The organism is Aliiglaciecola sp. CAU 1673 (assembly GCF_029223185.1).
Taxonomy (GTDB): Bacteria; Pseudomonadota; Gammaproteobacteria; order Enterobacterales; family Alteromonadaceae; genus Bowmanella.
This window is the reverse complement of record NZ_JARHUG010000001.1, coordinates 312,640-335,423: the sequence shown is the minus strand read 5'-3', so window position 1 is coordinate 335,423 and position 22,784 is coordinate 312,640. Positions and strand designations below refer to the sequence as shown.

The window sequence follows — 22,784 nt, the reverse complement described above, 5'->3', positions numbered from 1 at the left end:
AATATTGTACGACTAGCAATACAGCCGCTTTTTGCTATGAAATAATGCAACACTGCTCACCCATAAGTACGCGTCATGAACAAAGTTGCGCTGCTCGCTTGCCTGATGTTTTCCCCCCTGGTCGCTCATGCCAATCCCAAGGCCTTTGGATTTACTTTGGAACAGAGTACCTACGACGACTTTTATGCCAGGCATGGTGTCGGTGCCAGTGAGGAAGATCCTGCGTCTGCATGGAAAGAGGTGCAAGTGGATGTAATGGAGGTTAACTTCGACGGGCTCACTGCCATTAGTTTTGTCTTCGATCCAAATGGACTGCTGGTTGCCATCAACGCCAGAACACTCAGCTTTGTCTATAACGACATTGAGGCATCCCTGGCCAGGAAATATAAACCCGTTGCATTAAATGACACGGACGGCAACGCTCGCAAAGCGGCCTACCGCGAAGGTAACACCCTGATAACCCTAGAATTACCCGAAAATGCCCAGCAAGCAACACTTCGCTATGAATCCGACGCTTATCTTAAGCAGCTAAAAACCATGGCAGCTCATGCTCTGCCAAAGAAAAGCAACTAATTCCGCGGCAGTCATCGCCGCTGATTGGGAGATGGTCTTATCCAGGTTGTTAATGACCGGTGAGGGTGGAAAAATGGCGGCCTTCGGATAAGGCCGCTATGCCTTTTTGGCAAGGGCTCAAGGACTGGCGATATGAAACGATTGAATGAACTCCTGATATTATTCCTGACCGGACTCACCTTCACACTGCCTCTATTGGCCAAACCGGTCTATGAAAAAGACAATCCCCCCAGAAAACTGACCGCCGTCCAGGCCGAGCGCGCCCAGGCCAACTACAAAAAATACTGCGTGTTATGCCATGGCGAGAACCGCGAAGGCCATAAAAACGACCATGCGCCTTCACTACGCAGTCTCAGTCTGATGGAATCGGGCATTCCCCACGGCGTATTGCGTCCCCTTTCATACGGGCGGGCCGGCACCGCCATGGGCGGCTATCTGGATGAAGTGGGCGGCCCCATGACATTGGATGAGATCTGGGATCTGACCTACTGGCTTTATTGGCAATCAGGCGCACAGCGCGTCAAGCTGAGTGAAAATCCGGTACCGGGCGATATCGCCAAGGGCGAAGAGATCTACAAAAAAGAGTGCGCCAGTTGCCACGGTGCAAACGGCGAAGGGACCAGCGCCCCGGCACTGGCCAACCCATCGTTTTTGGCCCATAGCAAGGACGAGTTTATCCGCTATGCCATTGTTAATGGCCGCGACGGAACCCCCATGCCGGCCTTTTACGAAAAGTTGTTAATGGAAGACATCAATAACGTTACGGCTTATCTGCGCAGCAAAGAAAAAGATTGGCAAGACGACAAGCCGCTGCTTCAAGCCCTGCCTGAACCTAAGGACTACGTGATCAATCCACAAAACAGCGGTCCGGATTTCAACCTCAGGGACGGCATTTACGTGTCCTCGGCCGATCTGCACAAGGCAGTCCAGGCTAAAAAGCGTATGATGCTGATAGATACCCGTGTGCCTTCGGTATGGCAACGGGCACATATTGAAGGGGCGGTGCCCTTCCCCTACTACACCGATATTGATAAAGCAGTGAAGGACCTACCCAAAGACGTTCAGATAGTGGCTTATTGTTCCTGTCCCCGCGCTGCCGCCGACCATGTGGTTTATCAGCTAAGGGCTCGCGGATTTAAAAATACCGCCGTGCTTTATGAAGGCATCTTTGGCTGGATGAACCTTGGTTATCCGGTGGCCCGGGCGGAGGGGATCAGCGATACATCAGCAACCAGTGCAAGCCACTAACTACTGAGTATGGACCCCGTAGCGTTGCATTAAGCGTTGGTATTCGGCGCTGGCTTTGAATCTTTTCAGCGCATCGTTAAAGGGGCCTGCTAATGCCTGGTGACGTTTATTGAGATAGTGGTAGAACTCCACCGTTTCTATACGCCGCAAGCAAATATTACCCAGGGTCTCTTGGCTTTCTGCTATTTCCGGCTCAAACAACAGTACGCCTTTGACTTTGCCTTCCTGCAGAGCACGGCGCATATCATAACCATTATCGAAACGGACGAGTTCAACATGATGCTGCTTGGCCCATTGCCCAAAATACAGTGCTTGCGAGGCAACGCCTACGGAGTCAGGTAAAGGATCGCTCAGGCAGCCGACTGAGCGACTGATAAGATAGGAATCTACCGTTGCCAGTGGTTCTGGAATTTTCAAAAGATCTTCGGACTGTGCCGCAAAAGCAGCTGTACGCACCAGTTCGCCATCCATCCCCAACTGCTGTGCTTTGAGCGCTGCATCGATGGTTGGAAAACGGGTAACGGTAATGTCGTATCCCAACTCTGTATATATCTCACTGACTAACTGAGAGACCAGAAAGGTGCCCTTGTGCCCCACAATCGACGAAAAATGCAGCTGCTTGTCCTGATTCTCAGCAAAAGTTGATGCGCTTAGGTCGGTTGATGTGCCTTTGAGACCCTCAGCAAGCACACCGATATCCTGCTTAATGATGGCACCGGTCAGTGCATTGTTGAGGATTACTGCCCAATCTGACTCGGCTTCCCTGTCAAAGAAATTTATATGCCTCGACGCGCTGGCAATTTGCTCTATCCCGGCCTTGCGCCTTGTATTGATCACCTGCTGTTGGGACTGATTGACCTCCATCGGTAACCATCCAAGGGCCAGCGCGAAAGAACGCTGAATATCTTCGCGAGCAATAAACTGTAAAAACAGTCCCGCATTGACTTTCGAGGGGATGGCAGTCGGCACCGCAAATACCCCTACCGGCACCACCGCGGTGCCAGTTTCGGCGTGGGGAAAGGCAAAATAGCCAATCTCCTCATCTTGTTGCAATGCGGGTAATTCCTCAGCAAATTGCCCTAACAGAACCATTGCCGCCTGCTTACGTTTAAGCAGCACCATCGATTGCTGCCAGCTCCAATGGTGTTCGGGGGCAAAGAAAAAAGATTGGCTGATTAAGGGTTCAAATGCGGCCAGTAAGGGCGCTAAATCGGACTCGTCTGACAACGGGCCTGACGCCAGCCGATCATGTAACCGCTCATCGCCGGCCAATACACTCAGGTAATCGAACCAGGCCAGCGACTCCCATTGCTGAGCATTGGGCTGGACCAAAGGCTTGATACCACTCTCCATTAAACTGGCACACAACGTCAAAAATTCAGCCCAGGTTTGCGGAATGGCCACGCCAAGCTCAGCGAACAAGGCTTTGTTGTAGTAAAAGCCCCAGGGATATTGTGCGAAAGGCAAGGCATAAACAAAGTCGTTATATTTAACCCGGGATAAGGACTTTGAGGCAATGCGCTGTTCAAGCATGGTGCGCTCGACCATGCTGTCAAGCGGGGCAATCAGTCCTTCATCGACCAGGCGCTTTAAACGTGCGCCGGTTTGAGTGTAAATGATATCCAAGTCGCCACTTTCCAGCGCATCTTCTACAGAACGAGAATAAGCCTGAGAACTCAGAGACTTAACCTGAATATGAATTTGCGGATGCTCGGCTTCGAATAACGCAGCCAGCTTTTGGGTTGCTTCAATTTGCGACGGATCTTCAGATAGCAAAGCTACTTTTAAGCTATCCCTGGCGTAAACGTCTGCACTTCCGAAAATCAGCAGCAGGAGCATTACATAATGCATAAATGACTCTGCCAATGAATTCCATTTTCAGCATATCAGGTTATGTAGGATTGATAACATATTGAGCAAAAAAGTGTCAGGAGACAGCTTCTGTAGGGCTGTCTCCTGAATAACAATGAGCAGACAATTACGTTGGTCTAACAGGGTAGCATCAAAAATCGCTTTAACCTTGAGCACCCAATCACAGCGAGCGTTGACGGCTCAACGTAAAGGCATGTGCCACCACTCTCATCCGCAACTACTGACCACTCAAGCGTTTACCAAAGGAAATGGCATAGGCTGCGGAGCGCATTCTCAATACCGGATCGTCGCTGGGCGAGAAACCGGCGGAGAATACGTTGGGATCAAAATTCAGCGGTTTACACTGCTCCCCCCCCGAGTCCGTCAGACGTATTGCCCCTAACTCCACTTTTTCTCTGACAGCTGGCCACTGCACAGAAGGATCGTTAGTACTGTCTTCCTCCTGCCCAATACTGGCAATCAGCGTAAAGCTCACCGGTCCCTCCTGCAGTTGCTCAGCCAAAGCATCGGCCAGGAAATCGGACGGTTTGGACATGATCTCGTCGGCAGTCAGGTTTTTGATGCCCAAGTCCGGACTCAAGCGCCAGCGAAACTTGGTGCGCTCCTTGTCCGCGCTTTCGTAGTAAAACGTATGCAGGCCATAATATTCCACATTGGCAAAGGAAGCAGGAGCTTGCGCGTTCTGCGCCCAGGCCATATGGGCTTTGACACTGGGATGCTCTTCGGCATAAGCCAGGGTTTTGGCCGGATCAGACTTGCCGCTTTCATCGGGTAGCATGGTCGACAGAAAGCCATGGAATGTATCGGGGTCCTTACCCGCAAAGACCGGGAAATTATTGCCGGTAAAATGATGAATGCTGCCATCCGGCAACTTTATCTGGATGCCGACACCGCGCACACCGGCCACCCGCTCATCGGCGTCGGGATCGCCGCCGCCGAGTGAAAAGCGCATTACTACTGGCAGCTCACCATTATGTAAAAGAGGCGCCCCCTTAAACAGGTCATTCGGGGAAGGGATAAAGACGCCCGTAGCGCAAAGCCCCCTGGCATGGGCCTTACGATGGCCAGGATGCTGGCCGGACATCTTCTCAAATAACGCCACCATATCGGCGGCCTGGATTTTGCCATCCTGCGCCAAAGCAGAACCGCAGAAAGCAGACAGTACCGATGCCCCAATCAACGAGACAAAATAGTTTTTCATAAGGTTGCTCCTTGTTTAGCTTTTCAGAGTCTAATCAAGGATTTCAGGACTGCCACTTAACAATGGGGGTCAGGTCTTGAATTTTGCAGATTTATGCAAATTTCAAGACCTGACCCCGAACGGATACTGGTTAAAAACCGAGGGAAACATATTCCTGTAATTGTGCAGATATCGGCAACCCCGCCTTTTGCAGCAAAGACTTGTAGTAATGGCGAAAATCGGTAGTAAAAATCAGATCGCCCGCGTCTAACTCGGTCAACGAAGGGCGTTGGCCGAACAACCCCCCCTGCACATTTCCACCAAGTACGAAGTGGCTGGCAGCAGTGCCGTGGTCGGTGCCCAAACTGGCGTTTTCCCCTACCCGCCGGCCAAATTCGCTGTAACTTGCGATAGTGGTATCTGACCACTGTTCGTCGGCTTTAAGAGCGGCACACAAAGCGGCCAGCCCCTCGGCCAATTCAGTTAATAGAGCAGCATGTTCATCGGCCTGATTGGCATGAGTGTCGAAACTCCCCAGCGACAGATGCCATAAGGGAGCATCCAAGCCACCGGTAATCAGTCTCGAAATCAACTCACATTGCTGTCCAAAGGCAGTATTCGGGAAGGTCACTGTTGGCTCAGGAGCTTGGGCGAGCACGCTCTCCAGGCTTTCTAATGAAGCGTTGTATTGAGCTCGGCTATCGAGGATAAATTGCAGGCTGCTGATATCACTGCTGCCGCTTGGCATAAAAGCAGGGGAAAACGATGCGATGTCAGTTTGCCCTGCCAGGTTAAACAAGTCGGCACCACCGGCAAAAGCCCCCGGGCTGCCGCTCAACACCAATGCATCGAGTGACATGGGCAAAAGGTCCATCACCTGTGCAAGCCATCCTTCACTCAATATCTCCTCGGCATCGGAGGCGGTATGCCAGATATCATAGCCCCGAAAATGGGAGCGATTAGGATTTGCATAACCTAACCCTTCAACCAACGCCATCTCGCCACTTTGCCAATGCTGCATCAGTGGCGCCATTGCCGGATGAAGTCCCAGACTATTGGTGATTGCCAGCACCTGCTCTTTGGCGATGGCCAGATTGGGCCGCGCCTGGTAGTAGGAGGCATCGGTAAATGGAACAAAGGTATTCAAGCTGTCATTACCGCCGCCCAATTGCACCAATATCAAACGGCCTTGTTGGTCAGCATTCTGTTCCTGTCCCCAGCTCCTGGGCATATAAGTCAGTACCGACAAGGCACCTAAGCTTTTTAAGAAGGTTCGACGTTGCATGTTGGCTCCTTATTTCACTTGCATGGCGGGGTCTTGCAGCGCCAGCAACAAAGGATTGGAAGACGCCTCAATCTCAGACTTGCCTACAGGGCTAACGGCCAGCAACTCAGCCTGCCAGTCAGGTGGCGAAGAAAGTGAGTGCATAAAGCGATAAGCACGCAAGCACAACTGCTCCCTTGCCGGAATAAAACCGGCGGCGTACCAGGCGCGGCCACCGGGCCAGCCTTTGACATTGGGCGGGTTAAACAGCTGCTGGCCCATATCGCGGGTGGCCCTGGCCACGGCGGCATTGAGGGCATCATTTGCCGGCAAAAAGCGCAACAAACCAATGCCCAGCTCCACCGGAGACTTAACCTGATTGCCTGCATAATTATAGAAATCAGGATGAAGCAATATGGCTCTCACCAACGGCTTAAGCTCATAGTCAGCCTGTCTGAAAGTAGCCGCCAACTCCTCAGTCAGCGCAGTATCTGCCTGAACACCGCTAAAATAGTGCCAAAGCTTAGCGACAATAAACTCAGCACAAGCCTTTTGGGCCAGGATCAGTTCTGGCACATCTTGTGGACCAAAAGTACCGGTTTGTCCCAGTAATGACTTGGTACCAGCGTCATGCCAACGCCGACGGAATACATAATCGCCGGTCAGACGGGACACACTGGCGCCGGTTAAGGTGCGCGCCATCTCCTTGACATCTTGCTCACTGTAATTACCCTCGCCGAGGGTAAAGAGTTCCATCAGTTCTCGGGCCAGATTCTCATTTGGGGATTCGCTTTGACTAGTGGCATTATCCAGGTAAATCAGCATGGCCGGATCGGCCAATACCTCGGCCAGCAGCGTTCTGAAATTCCCTAAGGCGTGACTACGAAACATCACATTCTGGCGCAGCATAAAAGGCGGCCATTTAACTTTGGATAGCGCCGAGACAAAGTGGTTGTGCCAAAACAGCACCATCATCTCATTGAGCTGATTCTCACAGTTTGCCAGCTGCTTAAACCACCACAAGATGAGCTCCCGACGCATGGCATCGATGGCTTCTGGGCCGGGACGCCTGGGCGCTTGCAGATGCCAATCTGGTAGCTCAATTTGATCGACCGGCGCTGCAAGTAGCCCCGCCACCGCACTGTCCAAACTGGAGGATTGTTGAAGCATGTCCAACAATGAGTCAGACACATGTAAGTGGGTACGGAATGCCAGATGCCTGGCTTCATAAAAGTTGGGACTTGCCATACTCTTCTCCGCGAAATTACAACCTATAGCAACCCTAGCACAGGGCCGCTTTGGCAAATGTAAAGGTGGTGTAAAGGCAGGAAAAGTTGCGTCAATATGCCTTAATCTGTGGGGGTCAGGTCTTGAAATTTGCAGAACTCTGCAAATTTCAAGACCTGACCCCATTTAGGAAAAGTGCTAGCTGGCTTTCCTGGGCCAAGCCAGAAAGGCTTGGTCTTTGCCGCCCTTTTTGGCGGTATAGAGGGCTTCGTCTGCACGCTCCAGGATGCTGGCTTTGTTGTCACCTTCAAGACTGAGGGTATAACCGATACTGATGGTCACCGGCTCCTCAAGCGAAAAATCGTGTTCGGATATTACCTTTACCATTTTGTCGGCAAACTGCTGTGCATTTTCCTGGGTCTGTTCGACGGTAATAATCAGAAACTCCTCACCGCCCCAGCGTCCGAATAGATCCACATCGCGAATATGGGAGTTAATGGCTTTGGCAAATTCTACCAGGATCCTGTCCCCCTCCAGGTGACCATACTGATCATTAATCTGCTTGAAATCATCAATATCAATCATAAACACCGCGAAAGTCTCATTCAGACGCTTCGAACGATTCAGCTCAAATTGCAAGAATTCCTCAATGCGATAGCGGTTCCAAAGACCGGTAAGGGGATCATGCTGATAAAGGCTTTCCATTTTGCGTTGCTGCTTTTGTAATTTCAGTGTCATCAACTGGCGTTGATAAAGCATCACAGCAATGCAGAAAATAACGCTGGAGAAGGCGCCAATAAACAATTGCAAGCCAATCAGTGGCGGTAACAGCTCATTCTCAATAAAAGGGCCAAGCTGTTTAAAAGTAGCGAACACCGCAATAGAGGCAACCACTACCTGAGCGGTATAAACCGCGCGCTGTCCTTGTTGCAGCATCAACGCAAAGCCCACAGGCAGCATGATGACGCAGGCCATCACCATCCAGCGCGGCAAATGAATCAGTTCAAATACAGACAAGGTGAACACAGAAAAAATGGCGATGCTGAAAAGCAAGGAAATAGAGAAATACTTGGTTTTCAATGTCGACTTGTTCAGCCAGGACAGCAGCAATGGTGCGAAGAGCACCACACCGACCCCGTCCCCCACCCACCAGTTAGTCAGGGCAAACAGATATTGCTCAGCCTGAACAAAACCGAAGAGGGTCAACCCCGTTACACCGAACAAAGCACTGGTTAACGGGCCAATAAATACCCCCCACAGACCAAACAGCATGAAATTAGGCAGGGTTCGAAATGGCATATCGGAGCCGGTTTGCTTTTTGATAACCTGAGCAAACACCACAACTGCAATAACATCACCGATACCATTAAGGGTTGCAGAAGCAACAGCACTGGCTGCACCTATTGCCGTATCCAATGAGATATAAGCCCAGATATTGCCCAAAAAAGCGCCGACAAACACACCGGGCCAAATCCTTGGACCATATTTCAATGCCAAGGCCAGCATCAGCCCGGAGGGGATCCAAACCGGCGTAACATTGCCCGGCTCAATAGCAAATACCTGGCTAATCCGCGCAGTAACGATATAAAGAAGAGCAATCCCTAAACAAAACAGAAGGTTAGACGAGGTAAAGGTGTGTGCCGTCCATGACGTACGGGCCTGCATAATAGTATTTACTGCTCTTCGAAAGTTTTCCGCCTTATGTTTTTAGCTGCAAAATGTCTGCCTTACAAGACAGATTGGTCCCCGATAAAAACATTCGAGTGTGTTCCCGTTTACTACGCACGGGAATGACAAGGTGCGGCCCCTTTCTCTGGAATTAAACCGGAGATACAGAGGTCCGTCACTCCAGTAAGTCGTAAACAGAATTATCCCCGCATGCTTTAAGCGGGAATCAAAAAGAAGTGCGGTCGATAAAGGACTTAGGATCTTTGCCTTTTGACAAACCATTTTGCATAGCAATACGTTGGTTTTTGCGGCCCAACAGGCGAAGTTGCACCAATCGCTCCCATAACAGCGCTCCACGGGTATCCATTTTCCAGGTTTTCTTAAACAGGTATTTGGCCGCTGCCACGGCATCGGGGCTTTTCTGGCAAAGGGTCTTGGCCAGTTCTTCGGCTGCCGCCAACGGCTGCTCACTCGTTTTGCTGATAAGCCCATACTGTGCACCTTCCTCTCCACTGAAAATGCGCCCGGTCATGGTCAGCTCCTGGGCGATATCCACCCTAGTCAATCGGGATAAGGTCACCGTCGCGCTCATATCCGGAATAATGCCCCACTTGGCTTCCATAATAGAGAGGGCGGCATCGGGCGTGGCGATGCGGTAATCACAACCCAGGGCTATCTGCATACCGCCACCAAAGCAGTTGCCGTGCACCACCGCAATCACCGGCATAGGTAAATCACGCCAGCAATGGGCCAGGCGCTGGAAGCTGTTATCCTTGGACCAGGGTAGCTTTAAGAAGAAACGCACAATCATGCCAGGCTTTTTGGACACCGAGGCGAAATCCAGCCCGGCGCAAAAAGACGGGCCCGCCCCTTGCAGGATAACGCAGCGAATGGAACGGTCCTTTTTAATGCGTTTGGCGACATCGAGCAGCTCCACAAACATGGCCTCATCGAGACCATTATGTTTGTCCGGACGATTTAGGGTGACATAGGCAATAGCATCGCGTTTTTCCAGCAGTACCCGTTGGGTCATGGCAGATCCTTGAAATAGTTGTTGATAGCAACAAGGTGGTCTTACCAGTTTTTCATAAGTCAGAAAAAACTACCAGTTCTACTGTGCAGAGCGATTTTGCGTTCTTTTTTATGGCCTACTCCATGGCCTGCTCCACAAAAAATGGGAAATTGGCGTTAGCTACTTTACCTGCAGCATTTTCCACGTACACAAAGAGGCGATAAGGACCTGGCTGTACTGGCACCTTAAACTGCATATGGCCAGGTTGATGGCCACTGACAAACTCAATATCCCTGGCCTTGGGGCGACGTTCCGGATCGCCGCCGGCCTTAATATCTGTGCTTTCCGGCAAAATTTCCCACTGGATGGCAACCTCTTCTTTATCGCCAGTGGTATAAGACAATTCCACACTAACCAATTGGCCAGGCTTAACACGCAGGCTTTGCGTTGCTGACTTACCCCCCAGGGTATAAGCCGAGATGGAGGGCGCACGCTGCGTTGGCCATTGACCTCGCCAAAGATAAGACAAGGTATCCACCACTTCAGTGGGCTTACCCGCTTCGGTAAAGACACCGTACCAGGTGGGCGTGGTTTCCTGCTTCTGCCCCCATAAAAATGCGTAAGAGCCCAAGGCCCGCTTGGGCGCCGCTAAAATGCCCTGTTCATAGCGCTTGCGGTAAATGGCGGCCTTTTCGGTACTGCTTTGCTCAATCGGAGCACCCCAATCGGTTTTGGCGATTTCCCAATGACCTGTAGGTCCCCACTCTGTGACGACATAAGGCCCTTGATAACCTATCTCCAGCAGATCAGCAGGCAAGTTCTCCAACCCGCCGTAAATATTGATACTCAGATAATCGATGCTCGGCACCCGCTCGGTAATCAACGCAGCCTTCTCTTTGTTGATGCCGGCTGTTACGGTGGTGACCAGATGATGTGGGTCGAGGGTCTTGATCATGGCGGCGATCTCTTCCACTGCATACCAGACGTTTGTGTTGGTATAGAAAAGATCCAGCTCATTACCTATGCCCCATACGAGGAGGGCCGGATGGTCTTTGTACTTTAATACCTGCTCACGGATCTGTGCCTTTTGGGCGGCCACGGCCTCTTTGTCGCTGTAATCAAAGCCGTGCCTTTCCTTGCCCATACGTAATCCCAGCATCACCGTTAAGCCATATTGATGGGCTTCATCCAAAATGCGCTGTGCATCATCCGTGCTCCAGGTGCGCACTGAATTGGCACCACTTTGCGCCAGCTTCTGCAAATATCGGCTACCACCAGCCCCTTTGATAAAGTAGGGCTCGCCGTTGCGTAGGATAGTCCAGGCATTATCTGTTTTAACGAGCTTTGCCGGGATAACCGATTGCTTACTGCCAATGGATTCACCGGCCAAAACAGGGTACTGCACACCAAGCAGCCCCAAAATTGCCAACATCCAACTGATTTTTGCCCATCTCATAAGCCGTTAAACCTCTGATAAATATAAATTGTTAGCGCTTACATAAGGTAGTGCCCTAATCCTCCGAAAGCGAACCTATTGGATGTAATGTCTGGTTGCAAATAGTTGCAGCTTGCTACTGGCGTGAGCGCTGGACACAGGTTTAGAGTAGCCAAATTGCGGCCCGGTAAATTTTAATATGTTGCTGAAATTCATAACCTTAACCTTACTTTCTGTACTTTCTCTTGGCGCATTTGCTGGTTCCGCCCACCCTTTGGTGATACTGGCTAACGCAGGGGAAGCTCGCAGCGGCCCTGACGGAAAGGGCCAGTATCCGGTGCTGCAGGTTGCCCCACCCTCTGCGCTGACAGCGCAGATCCAGGATAATCTGCGCCAACCCTTTGCCGAGCTGATTCTGGAGCTGGATGCGCTATCTGCACAAATGACCGGTGACAGCCGCACTTGTGGCGGGCTCTCATCTGCCAGCTTGCTTTATCTGTCTGAGGAAGATGGCGGATATGCCCGTTATGGCTTTTGGCTGCAAAGCGACTCTGGCGAGGCTAGTTTTTGTAAGCTGCATTTTGTAGATATGACCGTCTCCACAAAAGACATCGAGCAAGGTGCCTTTTTGGAGATATTTGCCCATGAAATGGGACATGTTTTCCTGCGCAGACTGATGAATGGCTACCCGCTATCCCCTTCGGCCACATTTCACAATGTGTTTGCAGTAACCGATTATGCCACCGCCTTTGATGAGGGTTTTGCTATTCACCTGCAAACCCTGGCATCGGTATTGATGCAGCAGCCTCAATTTCAGGCACGTAATCAGGGACGATTAACACCCACCCTTGCCAATCATTGGTTCTCAAGGATAGACGGCCGCTACCGCCTTTGGGGCGTGCAGCACAACGTGTTTGTGCATGAAAAACACAGCCCCTTAGCCAGCGATGACAAGCAGGCTTATTGGCAGCAAATTCTCTCTTCCCAATTTTATCCGTCCAAGCTTAAAAACGGCCAGGCCATGCTCTCATCCGAAGGGGTGCTTGCCACCTTATTCTACCGTCTCGCTGTCAGTCCCGAATTATCTGCCTTGGACCCGAGCGATCCTAACTGGCTGCCCAAAGCCAAAGCCCATTTCAGCTTGCTGTTTAAGGCACTTCAAGGATTGAAATGGTCAGGTGACGGCGCTGACAGTGAATATCTTGCACTGTTGCAGCGCCTGGCAGACACAGATGCTGCTTATGGCCAGGCAGCCCAGCATTCTTTTGTAGCCACCACCTATGGCACAACCATCACTAACGAATACCAATCCCTGTTTGAGTCCATGCTGTCCGCAGGCGCCAGCGGCGATATAGAAGCTTATATTCCCCTTTATCGTCAGGCAGATGAGGCCTTAAAACGCCAGTCCGAAGCACTGACAGCGGCCAAGGTCACACTGCATGCTGGGCTGGGCGCGCCCCTTTGGCTATTGCAGGAGAAGACCGCCATCGCTTCAGCCCCCTGGGGCGGTAACAAGCATTCCCTCGCGGTCAACCTCAATAGCGCCAACGCCGCCGAACTGACGTTACTTGGGATCTTCTCAGAGAAAAACATCAACCACTTGCTGGAAGACAGACAACAGAACGGGCCATACAACAGCCTGCAAGATATGCTCACGCGCATCCAGCTAAGTGCCGGGCAGCTTGTGCAGTTGCAGGCGCTGCAAAAGGCTCATAAGGAAAAGGGCCAGCGCCGGTTAGACTAATAAAACATGGATGCATTGAGCTGCTAGCCAGTGGCGGACACCAGCTTATTGGCTTGTGATTTGTCTGAGACGTTGCAGCCGACCATCCTCATAAGCTTTGATATACAACTCCCAAACGCCGTCTTGATCAGCGTCCAGGGCCACAAACCAGTCGCCCTGCTTGGCCTGGCTACTTGCCACCTTCTGGCCCTTACCCCTGAGGCCATTTTTGCGGTCTCCATGGGCCAACTTCAGGGTCTGGCCGTCGGACAGATACAGCAGATCAGCCTGGCCAACGTCTCGAAATGGCGCGGCGACGATCCGGGTGCCAAAATGCATATTCTGCGTATCAAAGGCAAACTCGGTGGATTGGCTGGCCGATGTCGCCGGCGTGAATTGCCCCTGTTGGCCTTGCAGGTAGATCTGGATCTGCATATCCATACCACTGCCGCCCAGCACCGATAACACACTGCCTATTCCCAGATCGGCGCTAAGGGTATACAGATCCAATTTGCCGTCGCCGTTAAAATCGCCAAGATCAAAGTCCACCAGTTCGCCCTCGGCAGAGATAGCGCCGCCGGGCTTTGGCGCCAAACCAAATTGCCCCAGGCTGTCTCGCTGTCCAAGATAAAGATGCAAACCTTTACTGTCGTTTTCCCCTTCTGCGCTGACTTGCACCAACAAGTCCGTCAGCCCATCGCCGTTCATATCGGCCAACCTGGCAAAGCGGTTATGCTTACCGGGGCCATCTAACACAGATGGAAAAGGCTCAACCTGCCAGGACTGCCCGTCCTTATTTGCCTTTGCCGTCAACGTCCAGAGTTGCCCGCCATAGGCAAACAGGAATCCGCCATCGGCACCCAAAGGAGTAAACCCATGGGGCAGTGAGAGAGTCAGGCTCGGACTTTCATTGCGCAGCAACGCTAATTGACGGTGTTGCGACAAGGCCAGCTCCTGTATTGTAAATTGGCCTCCGGGCTTTTGCAGCGCCAGCTTAAGGGTGCCAAAGCCGGGCAGGATAAAGTCACTCAAGCCATCTCCGTTTAGCTCAAAAACAAACTCGATGTGCTGCATTGAGGTGCCCAAGCCATAGTCGGCAAGCCCCTGATAGAGGTGCTCGATGGCAACCAATACCTCAGGAATGCCATTCTTTAAGGTTAAAATCCCCCGTTCAGCCACAAACACTGGCTTAGAAACCGGCCCCAGCCGGGCCATTGCCATGGCGACAATACCCTTGTCCCGGGTGTTGATGCTGCTAACAGGGGTAAAGCCATGCATCGTCTGATCCAGTATCAATAACTGCTCCTTCTCGGGCAGTAGCAACCGGCTTTGCTGATTTTCCTGTACCCACACCAGGGGCTTGGCGCTGACCAGCATGTTGGCGCTTGCACAAGACACCAGCACGCAGCCGCCAACACCTAGCAATCCCTTCCATAACCACTTCATTGTTTGTCCTATTGTTCGCTGAATAATTGTCGTACCGGCTGCTTAAGCTGGCGTCTGGTCATCCACATACCTGCAGAAGCAATACCCAGGGCCATCAATGTCGCCTCCAGGCTCAATATCCAGAAATTGGCCTGATAGGGCATACCCAGCTCATGGGTATAGAAGGCCTGCATGGAGAAATACACACAGGCGGTGGCGGCGATGGCCGGCAGCAAGGTGATAATGCCCCATTCATAGGCAATCAATTTCAACCGTGCTTTATTGGCCAGGCCAAAGCTTAGAATCAGGGCATTGCGGGTGGCATCTTGCTGCATATGCAACTGGATGGCGGCGGCCATCAGCAGGTTGCTAAGTAACGCCATAAACAGGCTAAGAGTAAGCACCAGCCCCACCAGTATATTCAGGTACAAACGGGTTTTGCTGAGCAAGGTCTCTACCGGCACCAGGCGCATACCTGGATGGCTTTGCCATAGCTCACCCAATGACGCCAGGGCCGCTTCGCTAAGGTCCATATCGCCCATATACCAGACATCGGCCCCTTTAACGGGGGAGTCGGCCTGGCGCACAAACCAGAAGGTTACCAAACTCCCTCCCGCCACAAAGTTATGGGTAGAGGCCACTTGCAGCTGCACTTGTTGTTCGCCTAACTGCATGCTCAGGGTATCGCCAAGATGAAGTCCCAGGTCTTCAAAGACTTCCTGCTCCACCGAGACCGGCCAGCTCTTGGCGCTGTCGGTGTTATTGCCCCCGGCTTGCCACTGGCCCGATTGCAGACGGTTATTGCCTGGCACCTTATCGCGCCAGTGCAACCGGACAGGCCTTGCCACGTGCGACAACGATTCACTGGGCGACAGGCCGGTATCCTTCAAGGGGACGGCATTGATATGGGTAAGCTGGGCGTATTGATAGGCAAACAGCGGATTGACCTTCCCCTGGTGACGCTGTGCAAGTTCTGTCAGAGCCTGCTTTTGTACCTCGTCCACCCGGCTGACGATAAGGTTGCCCTGATCGCGATAAGACAGTTGCTCCAGCACATCGGTGACATCCTGGCTGATGCGCGCGCATAGTAATAGCAGGGTCAAACTCAGGCCCAGGGCAATTATCTGCGCGCCTTTCACCCAGATACGTTTTTGCATCAGGTACAGCGCAAAGCCCAGCAAATGGGCGCGGCTGGTTAAGGTCCATTTGCCAAGACCGAGTACGACCCAGGTTAAAAGCACCAAAAGTGCCAAACAAGCCACAAGGGTGGTAAGCAAAAAGGTGGTCAAGGACCAGTTGTCGGAATACCACAGTACCAAAGCGGCTACCGCCACAAGCGGCAAAGCGATGGACAGCGCCCCAAGCCCCTTGGGCTGGTGAGACAGATTTAACAGGCTTCGGGTTGGCGTTAGCGCCACCCGTAGCCAGGCCGGCAGGGTCAGACACAGAAACAGCAATCCGGCCATCAGTAAGGCCTTTAACAAGGCGCCCACCTGCCAGTCAAGGCGAAGATCCACGCCCAATGCACCTAGCAGTGACTCGCTAACCTCTGCCGCCATCACCGCTAACAGCACACTGGGCACCAGGCTAATCAGCAACATAAAAGCACTGCCGGTAACGGCCAGTAAATAGCAGTGACGCCTGGCCATGCCATTGGCCAGGCAAATGGCGCAAAAACGCCTTATGGGCGCCATCACGCTCTGGTTGCTAAGGGTAAGAATAATGGCGCCCAGTACCACTAACAGCACGGTAACCAACCCGGTAAATTTCTCCACCCGCTGCCAAAGCCCGGCCAGGGGATGATTGCCCAGGGCCTGGCTGATCAGGGAAAAATCGCTGTGCTGCCGGGTGACGGCTTTAAGGGCTTCCAGGGCTTGAGGGTCATGGGCAATTAAATAGCGATGGTCTTTTGCCTTAAGGGCCTTAACCTGCAGAAATCCCTCGAGACTGGCCCTCGTCACCATAGCGCGCATTTCACTGGAATGGCCTTCCAGTAAACGGTCGGGTTCGCCCAGCAGCAAGGCCGAAAAGCGTAGCCTGCTATCACCAAGCATCAGCGTATCCCCCAGATTTATGCCAAGGGCCGAGGCCAGCCTGGGCTCCAGCCAGATTTCCCCAAGCGCGGGGCCACTGGCAATGGGCTTCGCCAGCAAAGAGCGACTGGTACTGATCTGCACCTGTCCATGCACCGGATAATGGTTATCCACCAGCTTAAGCTGGGTCCATTGGGCCAAGGGCTTGTCCGCCGAACCGGCCGGCTTGTGGGTCAGGCTTAGCTCAATACTTCGGGTTTCACTGAGCTTGGTGACGTTTGCTTGCAGCTTGCTAAGGGACTCCTGTGGCAAGGGCCGAAAGCTATGCAGCACCGAGTCCGCCCCCAGCAGCTCCTGAAGATTAGCCTGTAAAAATTGCTGGGCGCCGCTACCCACCAAAGTGATAAAACTCAGGTAAAAGAACAGCAGCGCCAACGTCAGCAGCTGCACCAGATTCTGTTTTTGCCGGGTCTGGCGGATTAAAAAGGCCAGGGTCAGGCCAAGCAGCTGGCGCTTTACCCCCTGATTGGCGGATGGCGATGTTTGGGTGGCTTGGCCCGACTCCATCTGTGCTAACGACATGGCGTTAATCTCCCGTTTTGCAGGCGATAGACCCTATCCAACTGCGCGGCCAGTGCCGGGTTATGGGTGATCATCACCAGGCTGGATTGCTGTTCACGGCAACAGTCCTGCATCAAGCGGCTCACCTGCGCCGCCGTTTGCTCATCCAGATTGCCGGTCGGCTCATCAGCAAAGACGATGCCGGGCCGGGTCACCAGCGCCCGGGCAATGGCTACCCGCTGCTGCTCGCCGCCACTTAGCTTGGCCACAGTGAACGTCCGCCGCTCCCAAAGCCCCACCCGCTCCAGCCAATGGCCGGCTTTATCCAGCGCCTGCCGGTCGCCGCGAAGTTTAAGGGGCAGCGCCACATTGTTAAGGGCATCGAGCTCAGGAATTAAATGAAACTGCTGGAATACAAAACCGCTATGGCGGGCAAGGTCGCCAACACTCAGTGGCTGATGATTAAAAGTAAAGCGCAGCTCACCCCTTTGCAGCGGCTCCAGTCCCGCCAGTAAACTCAGCAAAGTGGTTTTGCCACAGCCCGACGCGCCGACAATGGCCACCTGTGAAGCGGCGCTAATTTCCAGGCTCAGGTTTTCCAGCAGCGCCAATGGCTGCGCCTTACCGATATCAATGCGGTGGGTCAGTCCCGAAACATTCAGTGCAATGGCCATGTTTATTCCCGTCTTTAACAAGATGGGACGCAGTCTATAAAGGGGCTGGTGAAATGGTGGTGAAAGGCTCTACCCACAAAAACTCGTGCTCCTGCCTAGCTCCATGTACGGCTGCTGGTATTAAATCCGGATAAAAGTCACCAGAAATGTGCGTCGAATTCCGAATTCGACGCTTTTTTCAGCTTTTGTTATGTCACTCTTTCGGTCTGAGCCCATGAAATTACTGTGGGCAGCGTGGAAACCTTGAAGATTTAAAGAGACAAAGCATGACCAAGAAAAGCACAGCCCGATTAGCAGGTGTTGTCTACCTGCTCGTTGTTTTAACCGGAATATTTAATCTGCTCTATGTTCCCTCTCAACTCATTGCTTGGGGGGATGCAGCCACTACGGTCAGCAACATTATGTCATCCGAGCTTTTGTACCGTTCGGGCATCGTTGCCGGTGTGTTTAGCTATATCTTTTTCTTGATACTGCCCTTTCTCATGTTTGCGCTGTTCAAAGAGGTTAACCGCACTGCGGCAATCTTAATGGTGATATTGGCGGCCGTCAGTGCGCCCATCTCACTATTTAATATGATCAATAAAGTCGATGTATTAACCCTGTTAAGCGGGGCGCCTTATCTAAGTGCACTCAGTGCCGAACAAATACAAGCACAAGTGATGCTGTTACTGCACTCTTACAACAACGGCATAAAGGTGGTGCAAATCTTCTGGGGGCTTTGGTTGTTTCCCTTAGGTTTTCTGATTTTTAAATCCGGCTGTATGCCCAAAATCTTAGGCATTCTGCTGATGGTGGGCTGCTTCGGCTACCTGACCCTGTTCCTCGGCACCCTGCTCTTCCCTGATGTTTCGCTGCCCGGTTTTATCAGTAAACCCGCCTCACTGGGAGAAATTGGCACCTGCCTGTGGCTGCTGGTGATGGGGGTAAAAGAAAGGCCTGCCCAACACCCTTAGACATATTCTCGAACAGAAGAAGGCGAGCAGGATGCTCGCCTTTTTATTTCCCCAACCCAAGCGGCAATAAATACAACCGCCGATCCGATAGCTTACATGCGCTTGGCAGTACCATTAGCTGTCGTCCTGTCAGGGGTTCAATTGTTTTAATTTATAGGCTTGCCATTGCTCTTCGTTGGCATCCATTTGCATTCGTAAACGCATTAGGTTTGAGTTGTAGCTTGACTCGTCTGGCTTCTCAATGGTCAGGCCGTACATCTCTGCTGTTTTCTCATTGAACCAGATTTGGCCGCCACGGTTATCGAGACCGGGACCATCAATGTTGAACTCAAGCAAAGACTTCCCATCTCGGGTTATTTTGCCAGCATACTCCATTTGTACTTTGCCAAAGACTTTCAGTTGTGCAGCTTCCCCACTGAAATCGATATCTATAATGTCGAATATGAGGCCGTCTTGTTTATCATCCAAAAAACGATAGGCATATGCGAGACTGGAAAAATCAAAGTCATAACTATGCCAAGCACGGCCTTCAACATTAAGCTGCAAAGCTTGATTTCCAATCATGCCTTTAAGTTCATTATCATTAACTTCAGTTAGCTCAGCACCGGGTTGTTTGGTTCCGTCGGCCTTCAGCCGATATGCTTCGAACTGCCTGACATTTAAGGTATCAGGATTAATCAGCGCCCTGACAACAGTTGCCGAATGATTACCGTCGTGCCATTTAAATGACTCAATTTCGTAGGCATCACGATAGTAAACCGCAATATTTCCTTCGTTAGTTCCATCCATGTTTGATTTTGTATAGAGAAATACTTTCCCTGTGGGAACCTTTGATATCGCGTCAGCCAATATCCCACCAGAAACAAAGAGAAAGGAGAAGAACAGCAATTGAGTCTTGCGCATTGGGTGCACCAGGGAACAGGATTTCTTGAAACTATACTGCACGTGGTAGAGCCAAGGTTTTACCAGTTTGATGACAATCTGTAACAAATAGTGATGTGTTTAGGGTCGATCCCTAATTTACCCAGCGAAAATCGCCTTGTATGAATCGAAAAAGAACGGCCGCAATCAGGCAACCGTCTATAAAGACTAGGGTTCTGCAAATGCAGGCCCTGGCTTAAAACGCGGCCGGTTTTTGCCAAGATAAACCCGAGTCGTCAAATGACGTAGCATCCATAGCCCGGTTTCGGCGGCCCCCTGTGAAACAGTGATTATGTTTTTTGCGCGCTACGATACTGACTCGGTGTTAACCCCGTATATTGCTTAAACGCTTTATAGAAGGATGACCGGGAATTAAACCCCGTGGCCAGGGCAATATCCAGAACCGACTGGTTGCTTTCAACCAGTAAGCGCTTGGCATGGTCAATTCTGGCGAAATTAATAAAGTCGAAAAACGTTGTGTTGAGGTGTTGGGACAACGTCTGCGAAACATATTGTGGTGGCTCGCCGGTTAATGCGGAAAGTTTCGCCAGGGTTAAGTCAGGATCAAGGTGGGCATTTGCACCTTGAATGGCGGCAGTTAACTTGGCGGCGATATGTGATAAATCGTCACTCGTTAATGCTGAGCGCTCATAAGTTTTCTTGCTCTTTTGTGGCGATACCGCCTTTTCAGGTAGGGACGCCTCCTCAAAGCCCGGACGCTGCCGTAATCCATTCGCAGAGATTACCCACACAATTACCACCAATAGCACCAGCACACCAGTTTCGGACAGGCCGATAAACGCCAATCTGTCCTCAAAAGCCAGTACAACCAGCGCATACACCCAGGCAAGGACGATAAGTAAGGAGATACCGCTTAACCATTTGAGGCTTTTTCCCTGCTCATTTGAGTACACATCTTTTAGCCGTCTTCTGTAATCTGCGCTCCGCAAATTCAGCTTGATGAGATAGAAGCAGCTCAATACGCACCAGATGACAACAGCAGCAAAAAAGGCCATGGAAAGAATGGTTATCCAACTGTCATCACCGGGGTACTCAGCGAAAAACATGGCGTTAAACGCAGCGCTGGGAAGCAATATTAGGGCGATCCCCAGCAAACCGGCTACCGGCAGTGGCGCAATGTGCTCCCACATATCCCACTTCCAGCCCCACTGCCCCTGCGCCGTTAGCGCTTCATGATAAAACCATATACCGGGTAGCAAGGTGAAGAACAGCAGGGGAAGTGCGCTGATATAAAGCTGCTTGAGCGATGGAAAGAACGTAAACACCACTGGCCCGGTTGATACACAAAACAAACACAGCAACACCAGCATTAAAGGGCTTTTAGACTGGGACGGCCCTTGAAACAGCAGTACTAACAACGTAAAGCTTGCCACTGCCATGGCAGCGATTGCCAAAAAAACCTGAGGCATAAAAACCATCCTGACTCTGCATGGCGTTAAATTAGCATAATGGCGTGATGTTTTGTCTTCCCTACGTATTGCGGACAGACATTCAGCCTGACAGATGACATTGTGCAAAAAAACACACAAATCACGCTCATGTCAGAAACAAAAAAATTGTCCTCGTTAAATGGAAAAGACGAATTGAGACATAGTTATCCATATCCTGTTCATCCATTGTCAATTTAGCAATAAGGAATCGATAACCATGTATCCCGAGGCGACTTACCCAAATACGTCAATTCATTCAATCCTTCGATGGGGAGCAAGCGCTTACTTTGCCATGCCGCTTTGCTACGTTGCGATGTTTTTGATCTACGGGGTGCTCTTGTCCATACCTCAATCAGGCACCGTCAGCAATAAAATCGCCTACATTGCCGCACAACAATCCATGCTCAGCCTCGCTAACATCATCGGCTATCTGATATTCGGCATTTTACTGCTAGTGTCGGTGCAGGCCACCCACGCCCGTCTAAAAAGTACATCGTCGTACTTGCTTAACTTTGCCACTGCATTCGGCCTGATTTGGGTGGTGTTAATGATGTGCTCAGGGATGATGGCGCTGGTTGGCTTAAACACCATGGTTAACTTGTTTTCACAAGGAAGCCCTCATGCCGAAACCGTGTTTTACGTTTATACCACTGTGGTGAACGGCCTGGGTGGCGGTATCGAATTAGTCGGCGGCATGTGGGTATTGATGTTAAGCGTTTACGGATTGAAAACAGCACAGCTTTCAAAGTTGCTTAACCTATTCGGTGTAGTGGTTGGTTTAGTTGGCGTACTAACGCTTATTCAGGCACTTCCCGAACTCAAAGATGCCTTTGGTTTATCTCAGATTTTGTGGTTTATCTGCATGGGCTTTGCCTTGCTGAAGACGCCTGCCGGGAATAAGCAATGAACATAGTTGCATTGCTGCACTTTGCCGTCGGTTGTTGTGCAGTCTTTGCGGGATTCACCGCACTGTTTGTAACCAAGGGAAGCCGCATCCATAAACAAGCCGGTGTGGTTTACATCGCATCCATGTTACTGCTTTGCCTGAGCGGCTTTTACTTATCTTATGTGCGCGAGCTTCAGTTTACCTTCGTGCTGTCTGCCTTTGCGCTTTATTTAGTCATAACAGGCGGGCTCGCCGCCAGACCTACGCTACCCGCAACACAGATCAGGGCCAAGTTAGAGCTGGCCATGAGTGGGTTGCTGTGCACCACTTGTTTCGCGTTAGCTGTTTTGGGCACCATGCTTAACTGGCCCTACCCTGCGACAGAACCGCCCTATGCGGGCTATGCCTTTATCGGTGTGTGCGCCTTATTGTTTATCTTCGGCGACATTAAACAAATTAGACAGGGAAGATTAACCAACAGATTACGAGTTACACGTCATCTCACCAGAATGGGCTCGTCGATGTTAATCGCCACGACGGTTTTTTTTCTTGGAAACAATCACGTCCTGCCGGATAGCTTACGCACCCCACCGGTACTGTTGATGCCTATTATCACGGTGTTTGTGCTCACCATTATCTATCGCTTCGCTTATCCGCGTTTACAAAGGAGCAAGTAGT

At 51.4% G+C, this 22,784-nt stretch carries 18 protein-coding genes; 6 read left to right on the top strand and 12 right to left on the bottom strand.

What is annotated here, in order from left to right; genetic code table 11:
* The first annotated feature begins 75 nt into the window (after window positions 1–75).
* On the top strand, window positions 76–573 hold the full coding sequence (locus tag P2G88_RS01335; protein WP_275793807.1) for a hypothetical protein: 498 nt from the start codon (window positions 76–78) through the stop codon (window positions 571–573).
* Between the two features lie 132 nt (window positions 574–705).
* Window positions 706–1,821 (top strand): c-type cytochrome, encoded by a 1,116-nt coding sequence (locus P2G88_RS01330; protein WP_275793806.1) that lies wholly within the window; start codon window positions 706–708, stop codon window positions 1,819–1,821.
* Here P2G88_RS01330 and P2G88_RS01325 read toward each other — a convergent pair whose 3' ends face one another.
* The 7 genes from P2G88_RS01325 to P2G88_RS01295 form a co-directional block, all read right to left on the bottom strand.
* Window positions 1,822–3,672, bottom strand: a complete 1,851-nt coding sequence (locus tag P2G88_RS01325) for an extracellular solute-binding protein (protein ID WP_275793805.1) — start codon at window positions 3,670–3,672, stop codon at window positions 1,822–1,824.
* A gap of 238 nt (window positions 3,673–3,910) precedes the next feature.
* On the bottom strand, window positions 3,911–4,894 hold the full coding sequence (locus tag P2G88_RS01320) for a catalase family peroxidase (RefSeq protein WP_275793804.1): 984 nt from the start codon (window positions 4,892–4,894) through the stop codon (window positions 3,911–3,913).
* 130 nt (window positions 4,895–5,024) lie between these two features.
* The gene (locus P2G88_RS01315; protein ID WP_275793803.1) at window positions 5,025–6,158 is read right to left on the bottom strand and encodes a DUF1501 domain-containing protein; all 1,134 of its coding nucleotides are present in this window, start codon (window positions 6,156–6,158) and stop codon (window positions 5,025–5,027) included.
* A 9-nt stretch (window positions 6,159–6,167) separates the two neighbouring features.
* Window positions 6,168–7,385: a DUF1800 domain-containing protein gene (locus P2G88_RS01310; RefSeq protein ID WP_275793802.1), complete on the bottom strand. Its 1,218-nt coding sequence runs from the start codon at window positions 7,383–7,385 to the stop codon at window positions 6,168–6,170.
* Window positions 7,386–7,562: 177 nt separating this feature from the next.
* Window positions 7,563–9,029 (bottom strand): diguanylate cyclase, encoded by a 1,467-nt coding sequence (locus tag P2G88_RS01305; RefSeq protein ID WP_275793800.1) that lies wholly within the window; start codon window positions 9,027–9,029, stop codon window positions 7,563–7,565.
* Window positions 9,030–9,258: 229 nt separating this feature from the next.
* Window positions 9,259–10,065 (bottom strand): crotonase/enoyl-CoA hydratase family protein, encoded by an 807-nt coding sequence (locus tag P2G88_RS01300; protein ID WP_275793799.1) that lies wholly within the window; start codon window positions 10,063–10,065, stop codon window positions 9,259–9,261.
* A 115-nt stretch (window positions 10,066–10,180) separates the two neighbouring features.
* The gene (locus tag P2G88_RS01295; RefSeq protein ID WP_275793797.1) at window positions 10,181–11,500 is read right to left on the bottom strand and encodes a glycoside hydrolase family 2 TIM barrel-domain containing protein; all 1,320 of its coding nucleotides are present in this window, start codon (window positions 11,498–11,500) and stop codon (window positions 10,181–10,183) included.
* A gap of 178 nt (window positions 11,501–11,678) precedes the next feature.
* Between P2G88_RS01295 and P2G88_RS01290 the strand changes: the two genes are divergently transcribed.
* On the top strand, window positions 11,679–13,223 hold the full coding sequence (locus P2G88_RS01290) for a hypothetical protein (protein ID WP_275793796.1): 1,545 nt from the start codon (window positions 11,679–11,681) through the stop codon (window positions 13,221–13,223).
* 45 nt (window positions 13,224–13,268) lie between these two features.
* Here P2G88_RS01290 and P2G88_RS01285 read toward each other — a convergent pair whose 3' ends face one another.
* The 3 genes from P2G88_RS01285 to P2G88_RS01275 are packed head-to-tail and all read right to left on the bottom strand — an operon-like array spanning window position 13,269 to window position 17,895.
* Window positions 13,269–14,648, bottom strand: a complete 1,380-nt coding sequence (locus tag P2G88_RS01285; protein WP_275793795.1) for a VCBS repeat-containing protein — start codon at window positions 14,646–14,648, stop codon at window positions 13,269–13,271.
* A gap of 8 nt (window positions 14,649–14,656) precedes the next feature.
* Window positions 14,657–17,242: an FtsX-like permease family protein gene (locus P2G88_RS01280; RefSeq protein WP_275793794.1), complete on the bottom strand. Its 2,586-nt coding sequence runs from the start codon at window positions 17,240–17,242 to the stop codon at window positions 14,657–14,659.
* Window positions 17,233–17,895: an ABC transporter ATP-binding protein gene (locus tag P2G88_RS01275; RefSeq protein WP_275793793.1), complete on the bottom strand. Its 663-nt coding sequence runs from the start codon at window positions 17,893–17,895 to the stop codon at window positions 17,233–17,235. The genes P2G88_RS01280 and P2G88_RS01275 overlap by 10 nt, the downstream gene beginning before the upstream one ends.
* A 266-nt stretch (window positions 17,896–18,161) precedes the next feature.
* On the opposite strand from P2G88_RS01275, the gene P2G88_RS01270 reads away from it, so the two are divergent.
* A complete protein-coding gene (locus P2G88_RS01270) occupies window positions 18,162–18,848 on the top strand; it encodes a DUF4386 domain-containing protein (protein ID WP_275793792.1) in 687 nt (228 codons plus the stop codon).
* A gap of 129 nt (window positions 18,849–18,977) precedes the next feature.
* Here the strand turns inward: P2G88_RS01270 and P2G88_RS01265 are convergent, their stop codons facing one another.
* Window positions 18,978–19,751: a hypothetical protein gene (locus tag P2G88_RS01265; protein ID WP_275793791.1), complete on the bottom strand. Its 774-nt coding sequence runs from the start codon at window positions 19,749–19,751 to the stop codon at window positions 18,978–18,980.
* Between the two features lie 308 nt (window positions 19,752–20,059).
* Window positions 20,060–21,199 carry an AraC family transcriptional regulator gene (locus tag P2G88_RS01260; protein ID WP_275793790.1) on the bottom strand — a complete coding sequence of 380 codons (1,140 nt, stop codon included), beginning with the start codon at window positions 21,197–21,199 and terminating at the stop codon, window positions 20,060–20,062.
* A gap of 334 nt (window positions 21,200–21,533) precedes the next feature.
* Here P2G88_RS01260 and P2G88_RS01255 point away from each other — a divergent pair, with 334 nt between their 5' ends.
* Together P2G88_RS01255 and P2G88_RS01250 are read left to right on the top strand one after the other, a co-directional pair.
* A complete protein-coding gene (locus P2G88_RS01255; RefSeq protein WP_275793789.1) occupies window positions 21,534–22,127 on the top strand; it encodes a hypothetical protein in 594 nt (197 codons plus the stop codon).
* Window positions 22,124–22,783, top strand: a complete 660-nt coding sequence (locus P2G88_RS01250; protein WP_275793788.1) for a hypothetical protein — start codon at window positions 22,124–22,126, stop codon at window positions 22,781–22,783. Before P2G88_RS01255 ends, P2G88_RS01250 begins: the two co-directional genes overlap by 4 nt.
* Window position 22,784: the final 1 nt, after the last annotated feature.

What these genes read in the sequence shown, in the direction of transcription:
- P2G88_RS01255 (WP_275793789.1), top strand. Translation starts at nt 21,534, where the DNA reads ATGTTTTTGATCTACGGGGTGCTCTTGTCCATACCTCAATCAGGCACC.
- P2G88_RS01320 (WP_275793804.1), bottom strand. Translation starts at nt 4,894, where the DNA reads ATGAAAAACTATTTTGTCTCGTTGATTGGGGCATCGGTACTGTCTGCT.
- P2G88_RS01325 (WP_275793805.1), bottom strand. Translation starts at nt 3,672, where the DNA reads ATGCATTATGTAATGCTCCTGCTGCTGATTTTCGGAAGTGCAGACGTT.
- P2G88_RS01305 (WP_275793800.1), bottom strand. Translation starts at nt 9,029, where the DNA reads ATGCAGGCCCGTACGTCATGGACGGCACACACCTTTACCTCGTCTAAC.
- P2G88_RS01315 (WP_275793803.1), bottom strand. Translation starts at nt 6,158, where the DNA reads ATGCAACGTCGAACCTTCTTAAAAAGCTTAGGTGCCTTGTCGGTACTG.
- P2G88_RS01280 (WP_275793794.1), bottom strand. Translation starts at nt 17,242, where the DNA reads ATGTCGTTAGCACAGATGGAGTCGGGCCAAGCCACCCAAACATCGCCA.
- P2G88_RS01310 (WP_275793802.1), bottom strand. Translation starts at nt 7,385, where the DNA reads ATGGCAAGTCCCAACTTTTATGAAGCCAGGCATCTGGCATTCCGTACC.
- P2G88_RS01265 (WP_275793791.1), bottom strand. Translation starts at nt 19,751, where the DNA reads ATGCGCAAGACTCAATTGCTGTTCTTCTCCTTTCTCTTTGTTTCTGGT.
- P2G88_RS01295 (WP_275793797.1), bottom strand. Translation starts at nt 11,500, where the DNA reads ATGAGATGGGCAAAAATCAGTTGGATGTTGGCAATTTTGGGGCTGCTT.
- P2G88_RS01270 (WP_275793792.1), top strand. Translation starts at nt 18,162, where the DNA reads ATGACCAAGAAAAGCACAGCCCGATTAGCAGGTGTTGTCTACCTGCTC.
- P2G88_RS01250 (WP_275793788.1), top strand. Translation starts at nt 22,124, where the DNA reads ATGAACATAGTTGCATTGCTGCACTTTGCCGTCGGTTGTTGTGCAGTC.
- P2G88_RS01260 (WP_275793790.1), bottom strand. Translation starts at nt 21,199, where the DNA reads ATGCCTCAGGTTTTTTTGGCAATCGCTGCCATGGCAGTGGCAAGCTTT.
- P2G88_RS01335 (WP_275793807.1), top strand. Translation starts at nt 76, where the DNA reads ATGAACAAAGTTGCGCTGCTCGCTTGCCTGATGTTTTCCCCCCTGGTC.
- P2G88_RS01275 (WP_275793793.1), bottom strand. Translation starts at nt 17,895, where the DNA reads ATGGCCATTGCACTGAATGTTTCGGGACTGACCCACCGCATTGATATC.
- P2G88_RS01290 (WP_275793796.1), top strand. Translation starts at nt 11,679, where the DNA reads ATGTTGCTGAAATTCATAACCTTAACCTTACTTTCTGTACTTTCTCTT.
- P2G88_RS01330 (WP_275793806.1), top strand. Translation starts at nt 706, where the DNA reads ATGAAACGATTGAATGAACTCCTGATATTATTCCTGACCGGACTCACC.
- P2G88_RS01300 (WP_275793799.1), bottom strand. Translation starts at nt 10,065, where the DNA reads ATGACCCAACGGGTACTGCTGGAAAAACGCGATGCTATTGCCTATGTC.
- P2G88_RS01285 (WP_275793795.1), bottom strand. Translation starts at nt 14,648, where the DNA reads ATGAAGTGGTTATGGAAGGGATTGCTAGGTGTTGGCGGCTGCGTGCTG.